Origin of the sequence: Halopiger xanaduensis SH-6 (genome assembly GCF_000217715.1) — an archaeon.
Lineage (GTDB): Archaea > Halobacteriota > Halobacteria > Halobacteriales > Natrialbaceae > Halopiger > Halopiger xanaduensis.
In genome coordinates this window covers 2,677,862-2,694,296 of sequence record NC_015666.1, presented here as the reverse complement: position 1 = coordinate 2,694,296, position 16,435 = coordinate 2,677,862, and the positions used below count along the sequence as shown (strand labels likewise).

15 protein-coding genes are annotated in these 16,435 nt (G+C 67.0%); 8 read left to right on the top strand and 7 right to left on the bottom strand.

Going from position 1 to position 16,435, the window contains the following annotated elements; all coding sequences use genetic code 11:
• Window positions 1-552: 552 nt before the first annotated feature.
• The gene (locus tag HALXA_RS13085; RefSeq protein ID WP_013880858.1) at window positions 553-1,362 is read left to right on the top strand and encodes an RNA methyltransferase; all 810 of its coding nucleotides are present in this window, start codon (window positions 553-555) and stop codon (window positions 1,360-1,362) included.
• Between the two features lie 96 nt (window positions 1,363-1,458).
• Entirely contained in the window at window positions 1,459-2,556 is a 1,098-nt protein-coding gene (locus HALXA_RS13080; RefSeq protein ID WP_013880857.1) for a hypothetical protein, read from the top strand.
• Between the two features lie 34 nt (window positions 2,557-2,590).
• On the opposite strand, the gene HALXA_RS13075 is transcribed toward HALXA_RS13080, so the two are convergent.
• Both HALXA_RS13075 and HALXA_RS13070 read right to left on the bottom strand, forming a co-directional pair.
• Window positions 2,591-3,766, bottom strand: coding sequence for an MFS transporter (locus HALXA_RS13075; protein ID WP_013880856.1), 1,176 nt, complete (start codon window positions 3,764-3,766; stop codon window positions 2,591-2,593).
• A 49-nt stretch (window positions 3,767-3,815) separates the two neighbouring features.
• Window positions 3,816-4,847 carry a DMT family transporter gene (locus tag HALXA_RS13070; protein WP_013880855.1) on the bottom strand — a complete coding sequence of 344 codons (1,032 nt, stop codon included), beginning with the start codon at window positions 4,845-4,847 and terminating at the stop codon, window positions 3,816-3,818.
• Window positions 4,848-5,026: 179 nt separating this feature from the next.
• Here HALXA_RS13070 and HALXA_RS13065 point away from each other — a divergent pair, with 179 nt between their 5' ends.
• Together HALXA_RS13065 and HALXA_RS13060 are read left to right on the top strand one after the other, a co-directional pair.
• Window positions 5,027-5,509 (top strand): Lrp/AsnC family transcriptional regulator, encoded by a 483-nt coding sequence (locus HALXA_RS13065; protein WP_013880854.1) that lies wholly within the window; start codon window positions 5,027-5,029, stop codon window positions 5,507-5,509.
• Between the two features lie 56 nt (window positions 5,510-5,565).
• Entirely contained in the window at window positions 5,566-5,940 is a 375-nt protein-coding gene (locus HALXA_RS13060; RefSeq protein ID WP_013880853.1) for a hypothetical protein, read from the top strand.
• A 71-nt stretch (window positions 5,941-6,011) separates the two neighbouring features.
• Here HALXA_RS13060 and gatE read toward each other — a convergent pair whose 3' ends face one another.
• The 4 genes from gatE to btuC form a co-directional block, all read right to left on the bottom strand.
• On the bottom strand, window positions 6,012-7,886 hold the full coding sequence (gene gatE, locus HALXA_RS13055; protein ID WP_013880852.1) for a Glu-tRNA(Gln) amidotransferase subunit GatE: 1,875 nt from the start codon (window positions 7,884-7,886) through the stop codon (window positions 6,012-6,014).
• A 65-nt stretch (window positions 7,887-7,951) separates the two neighbouring features.
• Window positions 7,952-9,175, bottom strand: coding sequence for an ABC transporter substrate-binding protein (locus HALXA_RS13050; protein ID WP_013880851.1), 1,224 nt, complete (start codon window positions 9,173-9,175; stop codon window positions 7,952-7,954).
• A gap of 219 nt (window positions 9,176-9,394) precedes the next feature.
• Window positions 9,395-10,717 (bottom strand): heme ABC transporter ATP-binding protein, encoded by a 1,323-nt coding sequence (locus HALXA_RS13045; protein ID WP_013880850.1) that lies wholly within the window; start codon window positions 10,715-10,717, stop codon window positions 9,395-9,397.
• Window positions 10,714-11,727 carry a vitamin B12 ABC transporter permease BtuC gene (gene btuC, locus HALXA_RS13040; RefSeq protein WP_013880849.1) on the bottom strand — a complete coding sequence of 338 codons (1,014 nt, stop codon included), beginning with the start codon at window positions 11,725-11,727 and terminating at the stop codon, window positions 10,714-10,716. The genes HALXA_RS13045 and btuC overlap by 4 nt, the downstream gene beginning before the upstream one ends.
• A 59-nt stretch (window positions 11,728-11,786) precedes the next feature.
• On the opposite strand from btuC, the gene HALXA_RS13035 reads away from it, so the two are divergent.
• From HALXA_RS13035 to HALXA_RS13020, 4 genes are all read left to right on the top strand, one after another.
• Window positions 11,787-13,007 (top strand): PGF-CTERM-anchored ABC transporter substrate-binding protein, encoded by a 1,221-nt coding sequence (locus HALXA_RS13035; protein WP_013880848.1) that lies wholly within the window; start codon window positions 11,787-11,789, stop codon window positions 13,005-13,007.
• Between the two features lie 89 nt (window positions 13,008-13,096).
• Entirely contained in the window at window positions 13,097-13,378 is a 282-nt protein-coding gene (gene srp19 / locus HALXA_RS13030; protein WP_013880847.1) for a signal recognition particle subunit SRP19, read from the top strand.
• Window position 13,379: 1 nt separating this feature from the next.
• Complete coding sequence (locus tag HALXA_RS13025; protein WP_013880846.1) at window positions 13,380-13,634, top strand: H/ACA ribonucleoprotein complex subunit GAR1; 255 nt, start codon at window positions 13,380-13,382, stop codon at window positions 13,632-13,634.
• 96 nt (window positions 13,635-13,730) lie between these two features.
• On the top strand, window positions 13,731-14,702 hold the full coding sequence (locus HALXA_RS13020; RefSeq protein WP_013880845.1) for a presenilin family intramembrane aspartyl protease PSH: 972 nt from the start codon (window positions 13,731-13,733) through the stop codon (window positions 14,700-14,702).
• 121 nt (window positions 14,703-14,823) lie between these two features.
• Here the strand turns inward: HALXA_RS13020 and cysS are convergent, their stop codons facing one another.
• Window positions 14,824-16,320, bottom strand: coding sequence for a cysteine--tRNA ligase (gene cysS / locus HALXA_RS13015; protein WP_013880844.1), 1,497 nt, complete (start codon window positions 16,318-16,320; stop codon window positions 14,824-14,826).
• Window positions 16,321-16,435 lie beyond the last annotated feature (115 nt).

Sequence of the window (16,435 nt, the reverse complement as noted above, 5' to 3'; positions counted from 1 at the left end):
CGGATGTAACGGGAAATAGGTGGGTAGGGAGTGAGATAATCGCCGATTTTCTCACGAATCGGCCCGTCTAACGCGATATTTTACATCCGCGAATAAGGTGTGTTCCCGTACAGAACCCTCACCCACCGACAAGGGCTTACAAACGCGAGGGGGGTGTGTCCCTCCCCACCCTATCAGATTGCAATCCTCGAGATTTCTGCCAGAGAATGAGGACAGATCGAGTATTCTATGCGATCCCAACTCCGATTTGTGTAATAGACTTCGGTGCAGGTGAATAACTGTACTAGAGAACTAGATACTAGACTAGTCCAACGAGACAGAGAAGGAAAGAGAAAGGAAGAACAAATCGGTCCGATCCGTAAACCCGACAAACATCACAACTGCCTCGAGGTCCCATAACCCTAACTCCGTCCGCCGTCACGAACGCATCACTTTTCCACACCCGCTCGATACCTCCCGTATGATCGGTTCATCTGCTCGGCTTCACGGGCCGCCCTCTCGCAGACAGTTGCTCGAGCAATCGCCCACCAAATCGGACGACGAGAGCTAATCATGTCGGACGACACTGCACCCAACCGGCCGGACGACTCGGACGCAACGCTCCCGGACGACCGAACGCCGCCCGCCGTCGCCGTCGTCGACGCCCAGTCGCCGGGTAACGTCGGCACGATCGCCCGGGCGATGAAGAACTTCGGGTTCGAGGACCTCCTGCTGATCGATCCCCCCGAGCTCGACCCCGACGGCGAGGCCTACGGCTTCGCGGGCCACGCTCGAGAGGATATTCTCCCGAACGCGACCGAGATCACGTTCGACGAACTCGTCGAGAACTACCACACGATCGGCTGTACGGCCGTCACCAACGAGGACGACCGCAGCCACATCCGGTTCCCGTTCTCGACGCCGGCGGACCTCGCCGAACGGCTGCCGACCGTCGAGGCGCCGACGGCGCTGGTATTCGGCCGCGAGCGCGTCGGCCTGACCAACGAGGAACTCGCGCGGATCGACGAGATCTGCTCGATTCCGGGCAACGAGGAGTATCCGGTGCTCAATCTCGGCCAGGCGGCGACGGTCACGCTCTACGAACTCCGGACGCTGACGCTGTCCGACGACGACACCCAGCTGCCGGACCTCGAGCGCGTCCGCGCGCCCGAACCGATGTACGATCGGCTCTACGACCAGTGGGCGGACCTCCTCGAGGAGATTAACCACCCCGACGAGAAACGGGAGAAGACGATGCGGATGCTCCGCCGCGTGCACGGCCGCGCCGATCTCACGAAGCGCGAGGCCAACACGCTGCTCGGCTTGCTCAGGCGCGCGACGGAACGGCCGGCAGAGCAGTCGGAGTCAGAGTCGGATCCGTAGCCCGTCGACGGATTTCCGACCGCCTGTGACCGCGTTGACATATTTTCGTCCGAAAGGCCAGTACAATAATGTGGGTCTAGCGGCGACTCCTACCGCATGACTACGTTCGATCGGCGAACCGCGCTGTCGCTCGTCGGCTCCGGAATGCTCGCCCTCGCCGGCTGTTCGGAAACTACCGACGACGCCGATTCCGGAAACGGCGACGGCACGGACGGACCCGACGACGGAACCGAAGACGACCAATCGACCGACGACGCCGACGTCTCGCTCGGGACGGAACTCCCGTCGTACGCCACCGTCCTCCCCGAGACGGACGGCACCGGCTACTTCTACGGCGCGATCGACGTCGAGACGATGGCGTCGCTGCTCGAGGGGTCCGACGCCGAGGCCGGCGACGAGCCGAGCGATCCGCTGCTCGGCAATCCGATCCTCGTCGCGCTGTACTGCTCGCACGCCATCGGACTGCTCGGGAACTCGCCCAGCCTCGAGGCGTATCGGGCGAACAGCGAAACCGAGCAAGCGGACGGCACGCAGGAAACGTTCGTCTTCGCCGACGGCGTCTACGCGTTCGTCGGCGCGTACGACTTCGACGGTCTCACCGCAGACCTCGAGAGTGTAGATGCCTACGAACCCGAAACCGTCGCGAGCGAGTACGCGACCTACGCGGACCCCGAAACCGGCGAGGTCGTCGGCGTCACGGACGAGGTCTTCGCCTTCTCCGCGCCTAGCGGGAGCGACTCGGATTTCGATCCGGTCACCGCAGTCAAGCGAACCGTCGCGACGGCCGCCGGCGAGCGCGAGCCGAAACACGCGGTCGACGACGGATTCGATGCCCTCCTCCGCGCCGGCGAGAACGACGGGATCGCGCTCGGCCTCTCCACCGCGGACGATGAGTTCGCGGCCGAAACGCTCGAGAGCGCGGCCGACGACGCCGACCAGCTCACGTTCGCCTTCGACGCGTTCGCGGGCGCGAACGGCCTCCACCAGCACCTCTCGGTCGGCAACGGCGAGGGCAACGACGCCAGCGCACGCGCCGTCGCGACCTACGCAGACGCCGAGCGGCTCGACCGCGAGCGCCTCGAGTCGTCGTCGCTTGGAACGGACGCCGATTCGGTCGCCGTTGCGGTGGTGCAGGACGGGACGACCGCCGTGGTCGACGCCGAGTACGCGGGCGATCTGGTCGACAGCGAATAACTGAGCCGTTCAGTTCTTCTCGGTTTCTTTCGCTTCAACTCGAGGCCGTGTCGGACGACGGCGCGCTCGGCGTACCCGTCCAGAGCCACGTCCCCGCGATGGTCGCGAAGAGGGCGACCGCCAGCGCGACGGTTAGCCAGAGCGCGCGGCCGATCCCCGCGAACTCGGCGAGCACGCCGACGATCGCCGGGGCGATCGCGATGCCGGCGTACGTCGCGCCGGTCGTCAGCGCGGTCAGCGGGCCGCTGTACTCGGGCGCCGCTTCGACGGCGTAGGCCGACAGCGTCGGAAACACGCTCGAGAGTCCCGCGCCGGCGACGAAGACGGCGAGAAAGAGGACGGGACCGGTCGTCCCCGAAAACGCGACGGCGAGCGCCGGAATCGTCGGCAGCGTCGCAACGAGCAACAGCGCGAGCGCGGGGACGCGATCGATCACGAACGTGTACCCGAGCCGCGCGGGAATGTACGCGAGCAGGTACGCCGACAGCAGCAGGTTCGCCGTCGCCGTCGGGTAGAACGTGCCGGCGTAGTAGGCGAGCCACGTGAAGAGAATCCCCTCGACGGCGCCGACGAGCAGCATCCCGAGGCAGGCGGCGACGACCGACCGCCGTCGGAGCAGTTCGCCGAGCGCGGCTCGAGAGAGCGATCGCTCGGCGTCGACCGCGGGGAGTTCGGTTCGGCCCGCGACGAGGATGGTCGGCACGAAGAAGCAGGCGATGACGACGAACACGGCCCGCCAGTCGGCGACGGTCAACACGGCGCTGACGAGTTGCGGGCCCAGCACCGCGCCGACGGCCCAGACGAACGCGTAGGCCGCGTAGACGCGACCGCGACGCGCCGCGTGGAGGTGGCTCAGAACCGCCCGGTCGAGGCCGCGGAAGACCCCGGCGGCGCCGCCCTGAACCAGGAGGGCGCCGAGGAAGACGAGGTAGATCGGCGCCGCCGCCATCGCCGCGAGCGCGACGACGACGCCGACCGCACCGATCGCCACCGTCCGGCGGATCGGGAGCCGACCGGCGAGCAGCCCCGTCGCGACGACCGCGAGGACGAACCCCGCGGTCCCCGCCGGCGCGACCAGCCCCAGCGCGGCCTCCGTGACGCCGAATTCGCCGCCGAGTTCCGCGAGGATCGGGCCGCGCGCCTGCATGGCGACCGCGTCGCCGAAGACGAACAGGAAGATGCCGAGCGTCCAGATCCGAACGCGATTCATACCGTTGCTGTTCGCGTGCAGGTGAAAAACGGTCCGTCTCCGTTTTGCTCTAGTCGTCGCTCGAGTCGAACTCCACGCCGCCGTCGGTGCGCGTGCGCGCGCTCGAGCAGCCGTCCGCAGCCCGCGAGTCGGTCGCGAACGGCGTCGGCCGGCCGATTCCGGTCGATCGTACGAGCTCGTACAGCGCCCGACGCTTGATGATGACGAAGCCGGCGAGGATCGTCAGCAGGCCGACGATCGTCAGCGAGTCGACGACGTAGCCCACGACGACCCAGCTCGCCCCCATCGCGACCACCGGCTCGGCGTAGCTGACGAGGATGACCTGCGTGGCGCCGCTGCGCTCGAGCAGCTCGAAGTAGAGGAAGAAAGCGAACACGCCGGAGACGAGCGTCAGGTAGCCGAAGGAGAGGAACGTCTCCGTCGTGTACGCGATCGACGACACCGACTCCCCGCGGACGGCCGCCCACGCGAGCAGGACGCCGGCCCCGATCAGCATCGCCCACGCCTGGAGCGTCTCGATCGGCAGGTCCGACTTGAACGGCCGCGTGAGGACGCTCCCGAGGGCGAAGGCGATCGCCGAGCCGAACACGAGCGCGACGCCGAGGGTCACTTCGCTGGTAAAGGCCGCCGACGTGGGCTGGACGACCGCGATCACGCCGACCAGGCCGAGCACGAAGCCGACGACGCCGGCGGGCGCGAGTCGCTCCTCCGGCAGGATGACGCCGGCGAACGCCGCGGTGAGAATCGGCGCCGTGCTGACGACGGTCGCCGCGACCGCGCCGGGGACGTACAGCTCCCCGAGGTACAGCAGACCGTGGTAGAGCGCGATAACGAAGACGCCCGCGACGCCGGCCGCGAGCCACTCCGTGTGCGTCTCCGGCCGAACCTGGTCGGTCGCGACCGCCGCGTAGCCGAGCACGATCGCGCCGGCGATCGCGTACCGAAAGCCCGCGAACAGCAGCGGCGGCACGTACTCGAGGCCGATTTCGATCGCCACGAACGAACTTCCCCAACAGAGCGCCAGTATCGAAAAGAGCACCGCTTCGCGGTACCCGTCTGGCACTGATCCGAGTAGAGTCATACTCCATTCGAAAAGCCTTCCCCTATTTAGAAGCTTCTGCCAAAGTTCGACATTTCTCGAATTATGAATCATACATATGGATATAATCCGAACAGCTGCTGGATTACGGGCAACTAGTTAGAGATAACTCCAATCATATCGAGCGAAAGACACACGTTCGCGGCCGCAAAACGTCCGCTATGGACGAGCGCGACATCCGGCTGCTGAAGGCGATCTCCGAACTCGAGACCGGCAGTCCAGAGCAACTCCACGAGGAGACCGGCATTCCGGTCTCGACGATCCACTACCGGCTCAACAACCTCCGCGAGGAGGGCGTCATCGAGAACGACCGGTACGACATCGACCTCGAGGAGTTGGGCCTCGGCGTCACCGTCTTGGTCCAGGTCCACGCCGACTACCAGGGTTCCTACGAGGAGTTCGCGGACCGCTTGCTGACCGTCGAGGGGGTCACGAACGTCTACTTCACGATGGGCGAGACGGACTTCATCGTCGTCGCCCGGCTGAGCGGCAGCGAGATGGTCGAGCGCCTGATCGCGGAGTTCGAGCAGATCGAGGGCGTCGAGCGCACCGATTCGACGTTCGTTATCTCGGCGATCGAGGAGCGGGACGCGCTCCAGAGCTACGAGTTGGAGACGCTGCTCGAGGAGTTGGTCGACGACTGACGGTCCGGCTGAGAGTTCCAGAAGACACTTCACTGCAAATACAAACCGCTTCGATAGTGACAATCGATCGACGGACGTTCCTCGGCGGCCTTTCGGTCGCGGTGGTCGGGACGGCCGGTTGTCTGAGCGTGAACTCCGACGGGGCGACGGACATCACCGTCTCGAACGAACGGTCGCAGACGGCGACTGCGACCCTTCGCGTGACGCGACTGTCCGACGGCGCGCGACTGCTCGAGGACACGCTGTCGCTCGACGAAGACGAGTCCGAGGCGTACGACGAGGTCGTGAGCGGTGCTCGAGTCGAGGTTCAGATCAGCGTCGACGACGGCCCACCGGAGACGTACGAGTGGTCCGACGGCGAGAGCGATGCGAGCGGACTGTTCGTCGACATCGAGGCGGACTCGATTACGTTCTCACCGGTCATTGAATAGCGCGAACCCGAACGACACGCGTCTTCCGAGTACAGGACCGCGTATCCCGCTACCGAATCGCCGATCCGGAATCAGGCCCGCTTCTGAATCTCCTCGCGCAGCAGTTGGCTCACGAGGTCGCCGTCGGCCTTCCCGCGGAGCGCGCCCATGCACTCGCCCATGAGCCCGGAGAAGGCCTGCATACCCTCCTCCTCGACCTGGGCTTCGTTGCGCTCGACGACCTCGACGATTGCCTCGCGAACCTCCTCCTCGTCGGCGCCGCCGAGTCCTTCTTCTTCGGCGGCCTCCTCAGGGGTCCGATCCGGCTCCTCGGCCAGCGCCGTCAGGAGGTCGCCCACGCCCTCGTTGGGCAGGTCGCCGTCCTCGACCATCTCGAGAACGCCCGTCAGGTGCTCGTCGGTGAGGTTCTCAACAGGCACGTCGTCGCGGCGCAGTTCGGTCAGCGTTGACTCGAGGGTGGTCGCGGCCAGCGTCGGATCGACGCCGTCGCTGACGACGTCCTCGAACAGCGGCATGTACTCGCCGTAGGCGACCTGCTCTGCGAGGCCGGCGTCCAGATCGTATTCCTCTTGGTAGCGCTCGACCTTCTCGGTCAGCAGTTCGGGCTCGGGCACCTCGCTCGGGTCCGGCTCGACCGGCGGCACGTCCGTCTCGGGGTACATCCGCGCCGCGCCGGGGAGCGGGCGCAGGTAGCGGGTCGTCCCGTCGTCGTTCGCGCCGCGGGTCTCCTCGGGGACGCCCTCGAGGGCGGTTTCGGCGCGCTCGACGACGGCCTCGATGGCGCTCTCGGCGACGTCGGTTTCGTCGGCGACGATGGCGACGGCGTCCTCGGGGCCGGCGCCGACCGCCTCTCGCAGCGCCTCGACTTCCTCCTCGGTGACGCCGTAGGCGGGCAGTTCGTCGGTGTGGAAGATGCCGCCCGCGCCGTGGCGCTTGGCGTGGTCGGAGAACTCGGTGCCGAGGCGGCGGTCGGGTGCGATCTCGCGGCCGACGAGCCCGTCGAAGCCGTACAGCGGGACGCCCATCACGGAGCCGCCGGCGTTCAGCGCGCCCCGGATGACGCCGCTGTCGGTGTCCTCGAACACGTCGGTTACGTCCTCGGGTTCGCCGACCTCCGCGTCGCGATCGATCAGTTCATTCGCGATCTCGACGAGCGCAACCTGCCGGCCGACCTCGTTGCGGACGATGTCGTCGATGTCGTCGAGGCTCTGGACGCCCTTGATCTCGACGCGGGCGCCCTCCGCGATCGAGACGTTGACGTCCTGGCGGATCGTCCCCAGGCCGCGCTTGACTTTGCCCGTCGAGCGCAGCAGCATGCCGATCCGCTCGGCCGCCTCCAGCGCCTGCTCGGGCGTCGAGATGTCCGGACTGGTGCCGATCTCGACCAGCGGGATGCCGAGCCGGTCGAGGCTGTAGCGCACGCCCGCGTCGGTCTCCGCGACGCGCTGGGCGCTCTCCTCCTCGAGCATGAGGTCCTCGATGCCGACCGCGCCGTCGCTGGTTTCGATCTCGCCGTCCGTCGCCATCAGCGTCGAGCGCTGGAACCCGGTCGTGTTCGAGCCGTCGACGACGATCTTGCGCATGACGTGGGCCTGGTCGACTGGGCTCATGTCCATCAGCTGGGCGATCTCGAGGACGGTGTCGAGGGCCTCGTCGTCGAGTTCGTGGGGCGGCTCGTCGTCCTCCTCGACGAGGCAGGTCGTGTCGTACGCGAGGTACTCGAACTCGCGCTCGACCTTGCTCTCCTCTAAGGCAGCCTCGTCGATCTCGCCGAGTTCGCTGCGGGTGGGGTGGAGGTAGCGCGTGAACGTGCGCTCGGCTTCCTCGGGTTCGCGAAGCTCGGTCGGACACTGGCAGAACAGCTTCGTCGCCGTGTCGAGTTGCTGGTGGATTTCCAGCCCGGCGACGAGTCCGAGCTCGTCGTAGTCGTACTCGGTCTCGGTCATTGTCCGTGACTGGGAGACGGAAGGGTAAAAAACCGTTCAGTTGCAGGCCGTCGTTCGTCTCGCCGCTAGAACGTGCCGTTGATGACGTCCGCGATCCGTTGGTGGTCGAACAACTGCGCGTCCTCGTCCAGCAGCGTCTCGATGCCGTTCCACGGCCCGAACCGGTCGGGGTAGAACTGCTTCGCCGCGGCCTCCGTCTGTAGCAGGTTGATCACCGGCCCCTGATAGGACGTCCCGCCCCGGTACAGCCGGTCGTTTTTCACGGCGGCGAGCCGCCGACCGACCGAATGGGAGCGGAGTTTCTCCATCCGTTCTTCGAACTCCTCGGCCGTGACGTCCGAGAGTCCGTAGGCGAACACCAGGACGTCCGGATCCGCTTCCAGCAGTTGCTCGTAATCCCAGTTTGCGTAGCTTCCGTCAATGTGCGGTTCGAACGCGTCGACGATTCCGAGGTCCCGGTACTGTTTCTTCCCGTTGCCGTCGCCGATCGGGTAGGCGTGGAACGATCCTTCCTCGAAATCGGAAAACGTCGAGAGGAGTCCGATCTCCGGTCGTTCTTCGCGCGGCGGAAGTTGCGATTGCAGTTCGGCGATGAACTCGTCGTGAACCGACTTGATGATCTCGTAGCGGTCCCGTTCCTGGAACAGTTTGGCGATCTTCTCGAACGCGTCGTACAGCGAGTAGTACGGATAGTCGTGCCACTCCTCGCCGTGGCGGCGAATGTAGTTTCCGACGACCGGACCAACGTCGTCCGCGATTTCCTCGAAATCTTCCTCGGAAACCGAGTCGTGTTTCAGGCTGACGAAGTTCGGATCGAGGAGGTGGACGTCGCAGTCGAGTTCGTAGAACACCTCCTGATCGAAGCTGCCCCCGCCATGGAGTTGTTCCACCTCGTCGAACGACACGTCGACGCCGGGGATCGTGTCGTACAGCGCCGTCGGCCAACTGTCTCGATACACCAGCGCTCGGAGTCCGTCGAGCTGTCCGAGCGCGATCCCCATGTCTCCGTAGGTGCTGAAGTAGCCCATCCACGTCTCGGGCACGGAGTCGAAGCGGACCTTCCCGGCGGGTTCCATGCTCACCGAGTACCCGCTCTCTTCGGCCGATTCGGACGACGTATCCGTCGTCGAGTTCATTTCAGAGTCCGCCGCATCGTCGGCCGCAGACGGTGCGCCCGACTCGTCGTCCGTACACCCGGCGAGCAGCCCGCCGCCGACGATCACTCCGCCGTACTTGACGTAGTCCCGCCGCGTCGGTGCGCCGTTTCGGAGCCGCTCGTTATCGCTCATCTTCGGTTCCCTCCGCCGATGCGCGCCACCGCTCGCGTCGGTCGACCGATCGGCTGCTCTCGCGTCTTGCTCGAGCCTCGTGTCGCGAACCGATTACATGTGGCGTCAACTGCCATGCGGATTAGGCTGGCCTAAAATTGTAAAAGTTTACTGATTTTAAGCGACCCTAACAAATCGGCTCGAGCCGGCGTACCGACCGCCGACGCTGTCCGCCGATTCTCACCTGATTTCGGACGATGGCGGCGCTTCGGCGTCCCGATCGGTAACCGATTCGACGGCGTCGATCACCCTCCGAACCGTCGCCGCCGCCGCGCGCTCGCGGCACGATTCGTACCGCTCAAGGGCCGCCGGATCGACGAAATGGCGCTCTGAAACGGGCGTCGTCTCGACGGCGACGAGCCGCTCGCAGCCCTCGAGTACTTCGAGAACGGCTCGATTTCCGGTTCCGATCGACAGATCCGCAAGTACCGTCACCTCGCTCGCGTCGACGGCGCGCTCGAGGTCGTCCCGGTCGTCCGCCGACAGCGCCGAGAACGGTTCGGTGACGAGCGGGTCGGCGCCGAGACGACGCGCGGTTTCGGCGACCGCGCCGCCGCTCGGAATGGGGCCGACGCTGGCGTCGATTCCCGCGGCCTCGAGACGGGCCAGAACGCCCGTCGCCGCCGTGCCGGTACCCAGAACGTGCACGCGTTCCGGGAGCGATCGGTGACCGCCGTCGCGGTCGGCGACCGTCGTGACGGTCGGCGTCGCGGTGATCGGATTCTCCGTTACCACCGCGGTCGCGTCGAACGCGTCCGCGAGCGCGTCGCTCGTCAGCACCTCCGACGGCGCCCCCTCGCGGGCTATCGTGCCCTCTGACAGCAGAACGAGCCGATCGCAGTACCGCGCGGCGAGATCAAGGTCGTGGATCGCCGCCACCGCCGTCCGACCCTCCGAGACCAGTTCGCGGACCAACTCGAGCGTCTCGACCTGGTGGTTGACGTCGAGGCTCGCCGTCGGCTCGTCGAGCAACAGCGCCGGCGTCGCCTGCGCGATCGCGCGGGCGAGGACCACCCGCTGGCGCTGGCCGCCGCTGACCTCGTCGATCGGCCGGTCCGCGAACTCGCTCGTCCGGGTGCGTTCGAGGGCTCGCTCGACGACCGCTTGATCCTCGGGCCGCGGCGGCACAAACCGCGAGCGGTGGGGGTGCCGGCCCATCTCGACGACGTCGCGCACGTCGAAGGAAAACGACAGCGTCGTGTCCTGCGGGACGACCGCGACGAGGCGGCTCGAGGCCCGCGAGGAAACGTCGTGAACGTCCGTACCGTCGATTTCGACGGTCCCCGAATCGGGCTCGAGCGCGCCGCTGATGGTCCGCAGGAGGGTCGTTTTCCCGGCCCCGTTCGGGCCGACGAGACCGACGAACTCGCCGGGATCGACGGTCAGCGAGACGTCCTCGAGGACCTGGAGGTCGCCGAACGCGTGGCTGACGTTCTCGACGACAACGGTTGCCGGTTTGAGCGGGGACAGTTCTCGCTCGGCGTCCGGATCAGTTCTGTTCATACCGAGTGCACCTCCCGTCGAACGAGCAGGAAGAGGAAGAAGGGCGCCCCCAGCGCGGCCGTCACGATCCCGACCGGCACTTCGGCCGGCCCCGCTCGAGCGAGCGTGTCGGTCGCGACGAGGAAGGAGGCGCCGGCGAGCGCGCTGGTCGGCAGCAGGATGCGGTGGTCGGGGCCGACGAGCAGCCGCATGATGTGGGGGACGACGAGGCCGACGAAGCCGATGACGCCCGCGACGGCGACGCCGGCGGCGGTGACGACGCTGGCCAACGCGAGCAGGAGCAGTTTGGTCCGCTCGACGTCGACCCCGAGGTGGTGGGCGTCCTCCTCGCCGAGCAGGAGGACGTTCAGGTCGCGGGCGAACGCACAGAGCGCGAGCACGCCGACGACCGCGAACGGGAGGGCGAAGCGAACGTCGCCCCAGGTGCTGTTGTGGAGGTGGCCCATCAGCCAGACGACGGCCTCGCGGAGGCTGTCGCCGCTGTGGACGAGCATGTAGGAGATCACCGCGCCGAGAAAGGCCTGCACGGCGACGCCCGCGAGCAGCAAGGTTGCGACCGGCGTCCGCCCGCCGTCGGTCGCGATCGCGTAGACGAGAAACGCCGTCGCCAGCGCGCCGACGAACGCCGCGAGGTGGAGGCTGCCGAACGGCACGAGCGCCGGAAACGCGATCGCGGCGACCGCGCCGGCCGCCGCGCCAGAGGAGACGCCGATGATCGACGGATCGGCGAGCGGATTTCGAAAGAAGCCCTGCATGACCGTCCCCGCGGCCGCGAGCGCGAAGCCGACGACGGCGGCCAGCGCGATCCGCGGGAGTCGCACGTCGACGACGATCGCCTGGTGGGCCGCGGAGACCTCGTACGGGCCGGCGCCGGCCCGATTCAAAATCGCTCGAGCGACCGTCGGCGCGTCGATCCGGACCGGACCGAACATGGCGCTGCCGACGACGACGACGACGAGCAGCGCTGCGAGCGCGACCGTCCACGAGATAATTCGGCCCGGCTGCGGCACGATCGCAACCTCGCTTGCAGTAGTCAAGTATTTGTTGGGCTCGAGTGGAAGTACCGACGATGCGACGACTACTGATCCTGCTGATTACCGCGACCGTTCTTCTCGCCGGCGCGGTTCCCGCCGGCGTCGTCGGGAGCCCGTCGGCGACCGCCGGCGAGTCGACGGCGGAGACGGCACAGGCAGCACAGCTAGCACAAACGCAGGCGGACCCGACCTGTGAGTATCCGCTGACACTCGAGGACGCGACGGGCGAGGAGATCACGATCGAGGAGGAGCCCGAGTCGGTCGTGGCGCTCCAGCCCAGCGACGCGCAGACGCTGTACGAGATCGGCGCCGAGGACAAGGTCGTCGGCATGCCGGTCAGTCCGTACACCGACTACCTCAATGCGAGCGCCGACCTCGACATCACCGAAGACGACGGCGTCACCCCCGTCGCGGAGGAGGTTATCGACCGCGAGCCCGACGTCGTCCTCGCGGCCAACGCCCTCGAGGGCGACGACGTGATCGACACGCTCCGCGAGGCCGGGCTGACGGTCTACGTCTTCCCGACCAGCGAATCGCTTGACGGCGTCGCCGAGAACGTCCGGCTCACCGGCGAGCTCGTCGGCGAGTGTGAGGGCGCCGCGGATACCCTCGAGTGGATGGACGAGCGGCTCTCGGTCGTCGACGAGGCGGTTCCGGACGAGGATCGACCGCTCGCCTACTACGCGATGGGCGACGGCTACACCGCCGGTAACGGCACTTTCCAAGACGAGATCCTGACGACCGCCGGCGTCGACAACCTCGGCGCGGACGCCGGCATCGAGGGCTGGGCGACCATCAGCGAGGAGGTTGTCGTCGAGGAAGACCCCGAGTGGATCGTGTACGGCGATTCCGCCGAGGAACCGCCGGTTCGTGAGGCCGCGACGTCGACGACCGCCTACGAGAACGAGCAGTTCGTTGCGGTCAACGACAACTACATGAGCCAGCCCGGCCCGCGCGTCGTCCTCGCGATCGAGGAGATCGCCAGCGAGGTCCACCCCGACGCCTACGAGGAAGCCGAATCCGACCTCGAGATCGATACCGACGTCTCCACCGACGACAACGAGACGGCCGATAACGGATCGAACGACGGTTCCGCCGACGAGTCGGACGACGCTTCCAACGAAGAATCGGGCGACGGGTCCGCTGACGACGCGGAAGACGAGGGCTCGAGCGGCGACTCGATCCCCGGCTTCGGCGCGCCCGTCGCGATCGTCGGCGCGCTCGCCGTCGCGGTGCTGCTGGCCCGTCGACAGTAACGCATACGGCTCAGATCCCCGTTTCGATCGAGTCGCTACAGCCGAGTCTTTTGAAAAGGGTTTACACCACGGCCTACGCAGACGAACGTATGGTCGAGAACGTCATCTGGCCCGCCTACCTCGACGCGACGCTGTCGCGATCCGAAGGGCGGCGCGTCTCGCAGGACCTGGCAGTCGAGGAGCCGACGGTCGACGAGATCGCCAAAGCGGTCCAGCAGATCGGGTACGACGCGACGATCGAGCGGGACAAAGCCTACTCTCGAGAGCCGTGGGCCCAGCGCGGCCGAGTCGTCGTCCGCGGCGCCGACGACTCGACGAAGAACGACCTCATCCAGGCCGTCGCGGCGTACGTCGTCGCGATGCGCGAGTGAGATGCGCCGGATCGGATCGGTCGTCCGCACCGCACAGGGGTTGGCCGTGCTGCGGGCGGACGACGCTGGCGGCGACGACGCCGACTCTGATGCCCACCGCGACGAGATCGGCACCGCCGTTCTCGACGACAACCTCGAGGAGGTCGGCCGGGTCGTCGACGTCTTCGGGCCGGTCGGTCGCCCCTACTTGGCGGTGACGCCGGACGACGACGTCCACCTGCCGTCGCTGGTCGGGTCGACGCTCTACGCCCGGTAGTCGGCCGGAGCAGCCGGTGGCACGCGTTCGCGGTCGTTCCTCGACACGTGCCCGTGTAACAAAAACACCATAGGACCCGGGGCCAAACGCCGCGCTATGAACGACGACCGGAAACGGGTTCTCGTGGCCGTCGGCGTGACGGTGCTGCTCTTTCTCGGCATCCAACTCGGCGCGCTGGCGCTGCTCGAGCCGTTCTACGAGTCCGAACGGCAGGCCGTCGACGACCCCGCGAACCCGACCAACAGTATCGTCTACTTCGGCATCATCCTCGTCGCGACCGGGTTCATGCTGGCCGCGTTCAAGTACGACCTGCAAGGACTCATCCGCGCGATGATCGTCGCCGTCAGCGTCATGCTCGCGTGGTACGTCTTAAGCGAGTTCGTGCCGCCCGTCGTCACGGTCGGGTCGACGAACGCCCTCGCCGCGGCGGCCGCCGTCGGCGTCGGCGCGGCGCTATACCTCCACCCGGAGTGGTACGTCATCGACGGCGCCGGCGTGTTGATCGGGGCCGGCGCCGCCGCCCTGTTCGGCATCAGTTTCGGGCTCCTCCCGGCGCTGCTGTTGCTGACCGTGCTGGCGGTCTACGACGCCATCAGCGTCTACGGCACCGAACACATGCTCGATCTGGCCGAGGGCGTGATGGACCTCAAGATCCCCGTCGTCCTCGTCGTGCCGACGACGCTCTCGTACTCCTACCTCGAACCCGATAGCAACCCCGAGACGCTCGAGGACGGCGGGAGCGAAGCCAACGACGCCGACGACGAACGAAACATCGACCGCGACGCCCTGTTCATCGGCCTCGGCGACGCCGTCATCCCCACGATTCTCGTCGCCAGCGCGGCCTTCTTCCTCGAGGCCGGAACGATCTCGGTGCCGTTCATCGCACTGAACTGGGCGGCGCTGGGCGCGCTCGTCGGGACGCTCGCCGGGCTGCTCGTGCTGATGTACATGGTGCTCAAGGGGCGTGCGCACGCGGGCCTGCCGCTGCTCAACGGCGGCGCGATCGGCGGCTACCTGATCGGGGCGCTCGCGAGCGGCCTGTCGATTGCGACTGCGCTCGGGCTGTAACGCGCCGCTCGATCCTCGTCCGGTTCTCGTTCTGCCGTCGGTCTCGCGTTTCGCGAACGCCGTCGCGCGATGCCGCGGTCGAAAAGCAGCGTGACGTCGAACCTCGCGCTCGAGGTGCGACTTACTCGCCCGATGGCAGCCGGTACGTCGGCCCCTCGTCCGTATCCTGCACCTCGATGCCGAGTGCCTCGAGTTCGTCGCGCAGTTCGTCCGCACGCTCGTAGTTGCCCGCGTCGCGTTCCTGCTCGCGGACCTCGAGCACGAGGTCGACGACGTCGCCGGCGAGTTCGGCCGACCCGGTCGTCTCGTCGGTAAAGGAGAGTCCGAGGACGTCGCCAAGCTCCTCGAGGGCGTCGACGGCTTCGCGGAGGCCGCGGTAGTCGTACTCGTCGGTGTCGTCGACGTGGGCGTTGATCTCGCTCGCGATTTCCAGCAGCGCGGACTGGGCCTCGCGCGTGTTGAAGTCGTCGTTCATGGCCTCGACGAACGCCTCGCGGGCGTCGTCGACGGCTGCGCGGAACGCCTCGTCCTCGACTTTCGTCCGCGCGTCGGGCGAATCGAGGGCGTCGACGGCCGTCTCGTAGGCGCGCTCGAGCCGTTCCCAGCGCTCCTCGGCCTCGGCGATCGTCTCGTCGGAGTACAGCTGCTTGCTGTTGTACGATCCCGCCGTCAGGAAGGTCCGGAGGACGTTCGTCCCCCACTGGTCGACGGCGTCTTCGACGGTGACGAAGTTGCCGAGGCTCGAGGACATCTTCTCGTCGTCCATCTGGAACAGTTCGCAGTGGAGCCAGTACTTGGCGAACTGCCGGTCGGTCGCGGCCTCCGACTGGGCGATCTCGTTTTCGTGGTGCGGGAAGACCAGATCGCGGCCGCCGACGTGGAGGTCCAGCGTCTCGTCCAAGTGGGTCATGCTCATGACTGAGCACTCGATGTGCCAGCCGGGGCGGCCCTCGCCCCACGGCGACTCCCAGGTCTGAGACGTTTCGCAGGCCTCCTCGGCCGGTGCGGCGCCCTCATGGCGGTGCTCCGCGACCGCGTCGGCGTCGACGCCGCCGGCCTTCCAGAGCGCGAAGTCCGCGGGGTGGCGCTTCTCCGAGCGCTCGTCGGGGTCGCCCTGGGACTCGATCTCCTCGAGTTCCTGGTTCGAGAGCTTGCCGTAGTCGTCGAACGCGGTGACGTCGAAGTAGACCGAGCCGTTGGACTCGTAGGCGTAGCCCTTCTCGACTAGGGTCTCGACGAGGTCGATGATCTCGGGGACGTGCTCGGAGACGCGGGGGTAGACCTCCGCCCGCAGGAGGTTCAGCGAGCGCATGTCCGCGAGGGTGTGTTCGATGTAGCTCTCGGCGACCTCGGGTTCGCTCTCGCCTAAGTCGTCCTCGCCGACGCGGGCGACGATCTTCTCGTTGATGTCGGTGAAGTTCTCGACGTGACGCACGTCGTAGCCGAGGTACTCGAGCCAGCGGTGCATGACGTCGACGTGGACCCACGACCGCGCGTGGCCCAGGTGGGGCGGGTCGGACACCGTCAGGCCACAGTAGTAGAGCAAGACGTTCTCCGGGTCCTGTGGCTCGAACGGCTCCCGTTCGCCCGTCAACGTGTTCGTCACGTGCAGGGTCATTACCGGCACTTCCCCCGGCTGAAAGTTAAGCGGTGTGATGGCCCGCGAGCGACGGCACAACGCGGGGCGCAGTCGCGGTTCGATCCGTGCCGACCGGCAGGAGATTTATTCCCGT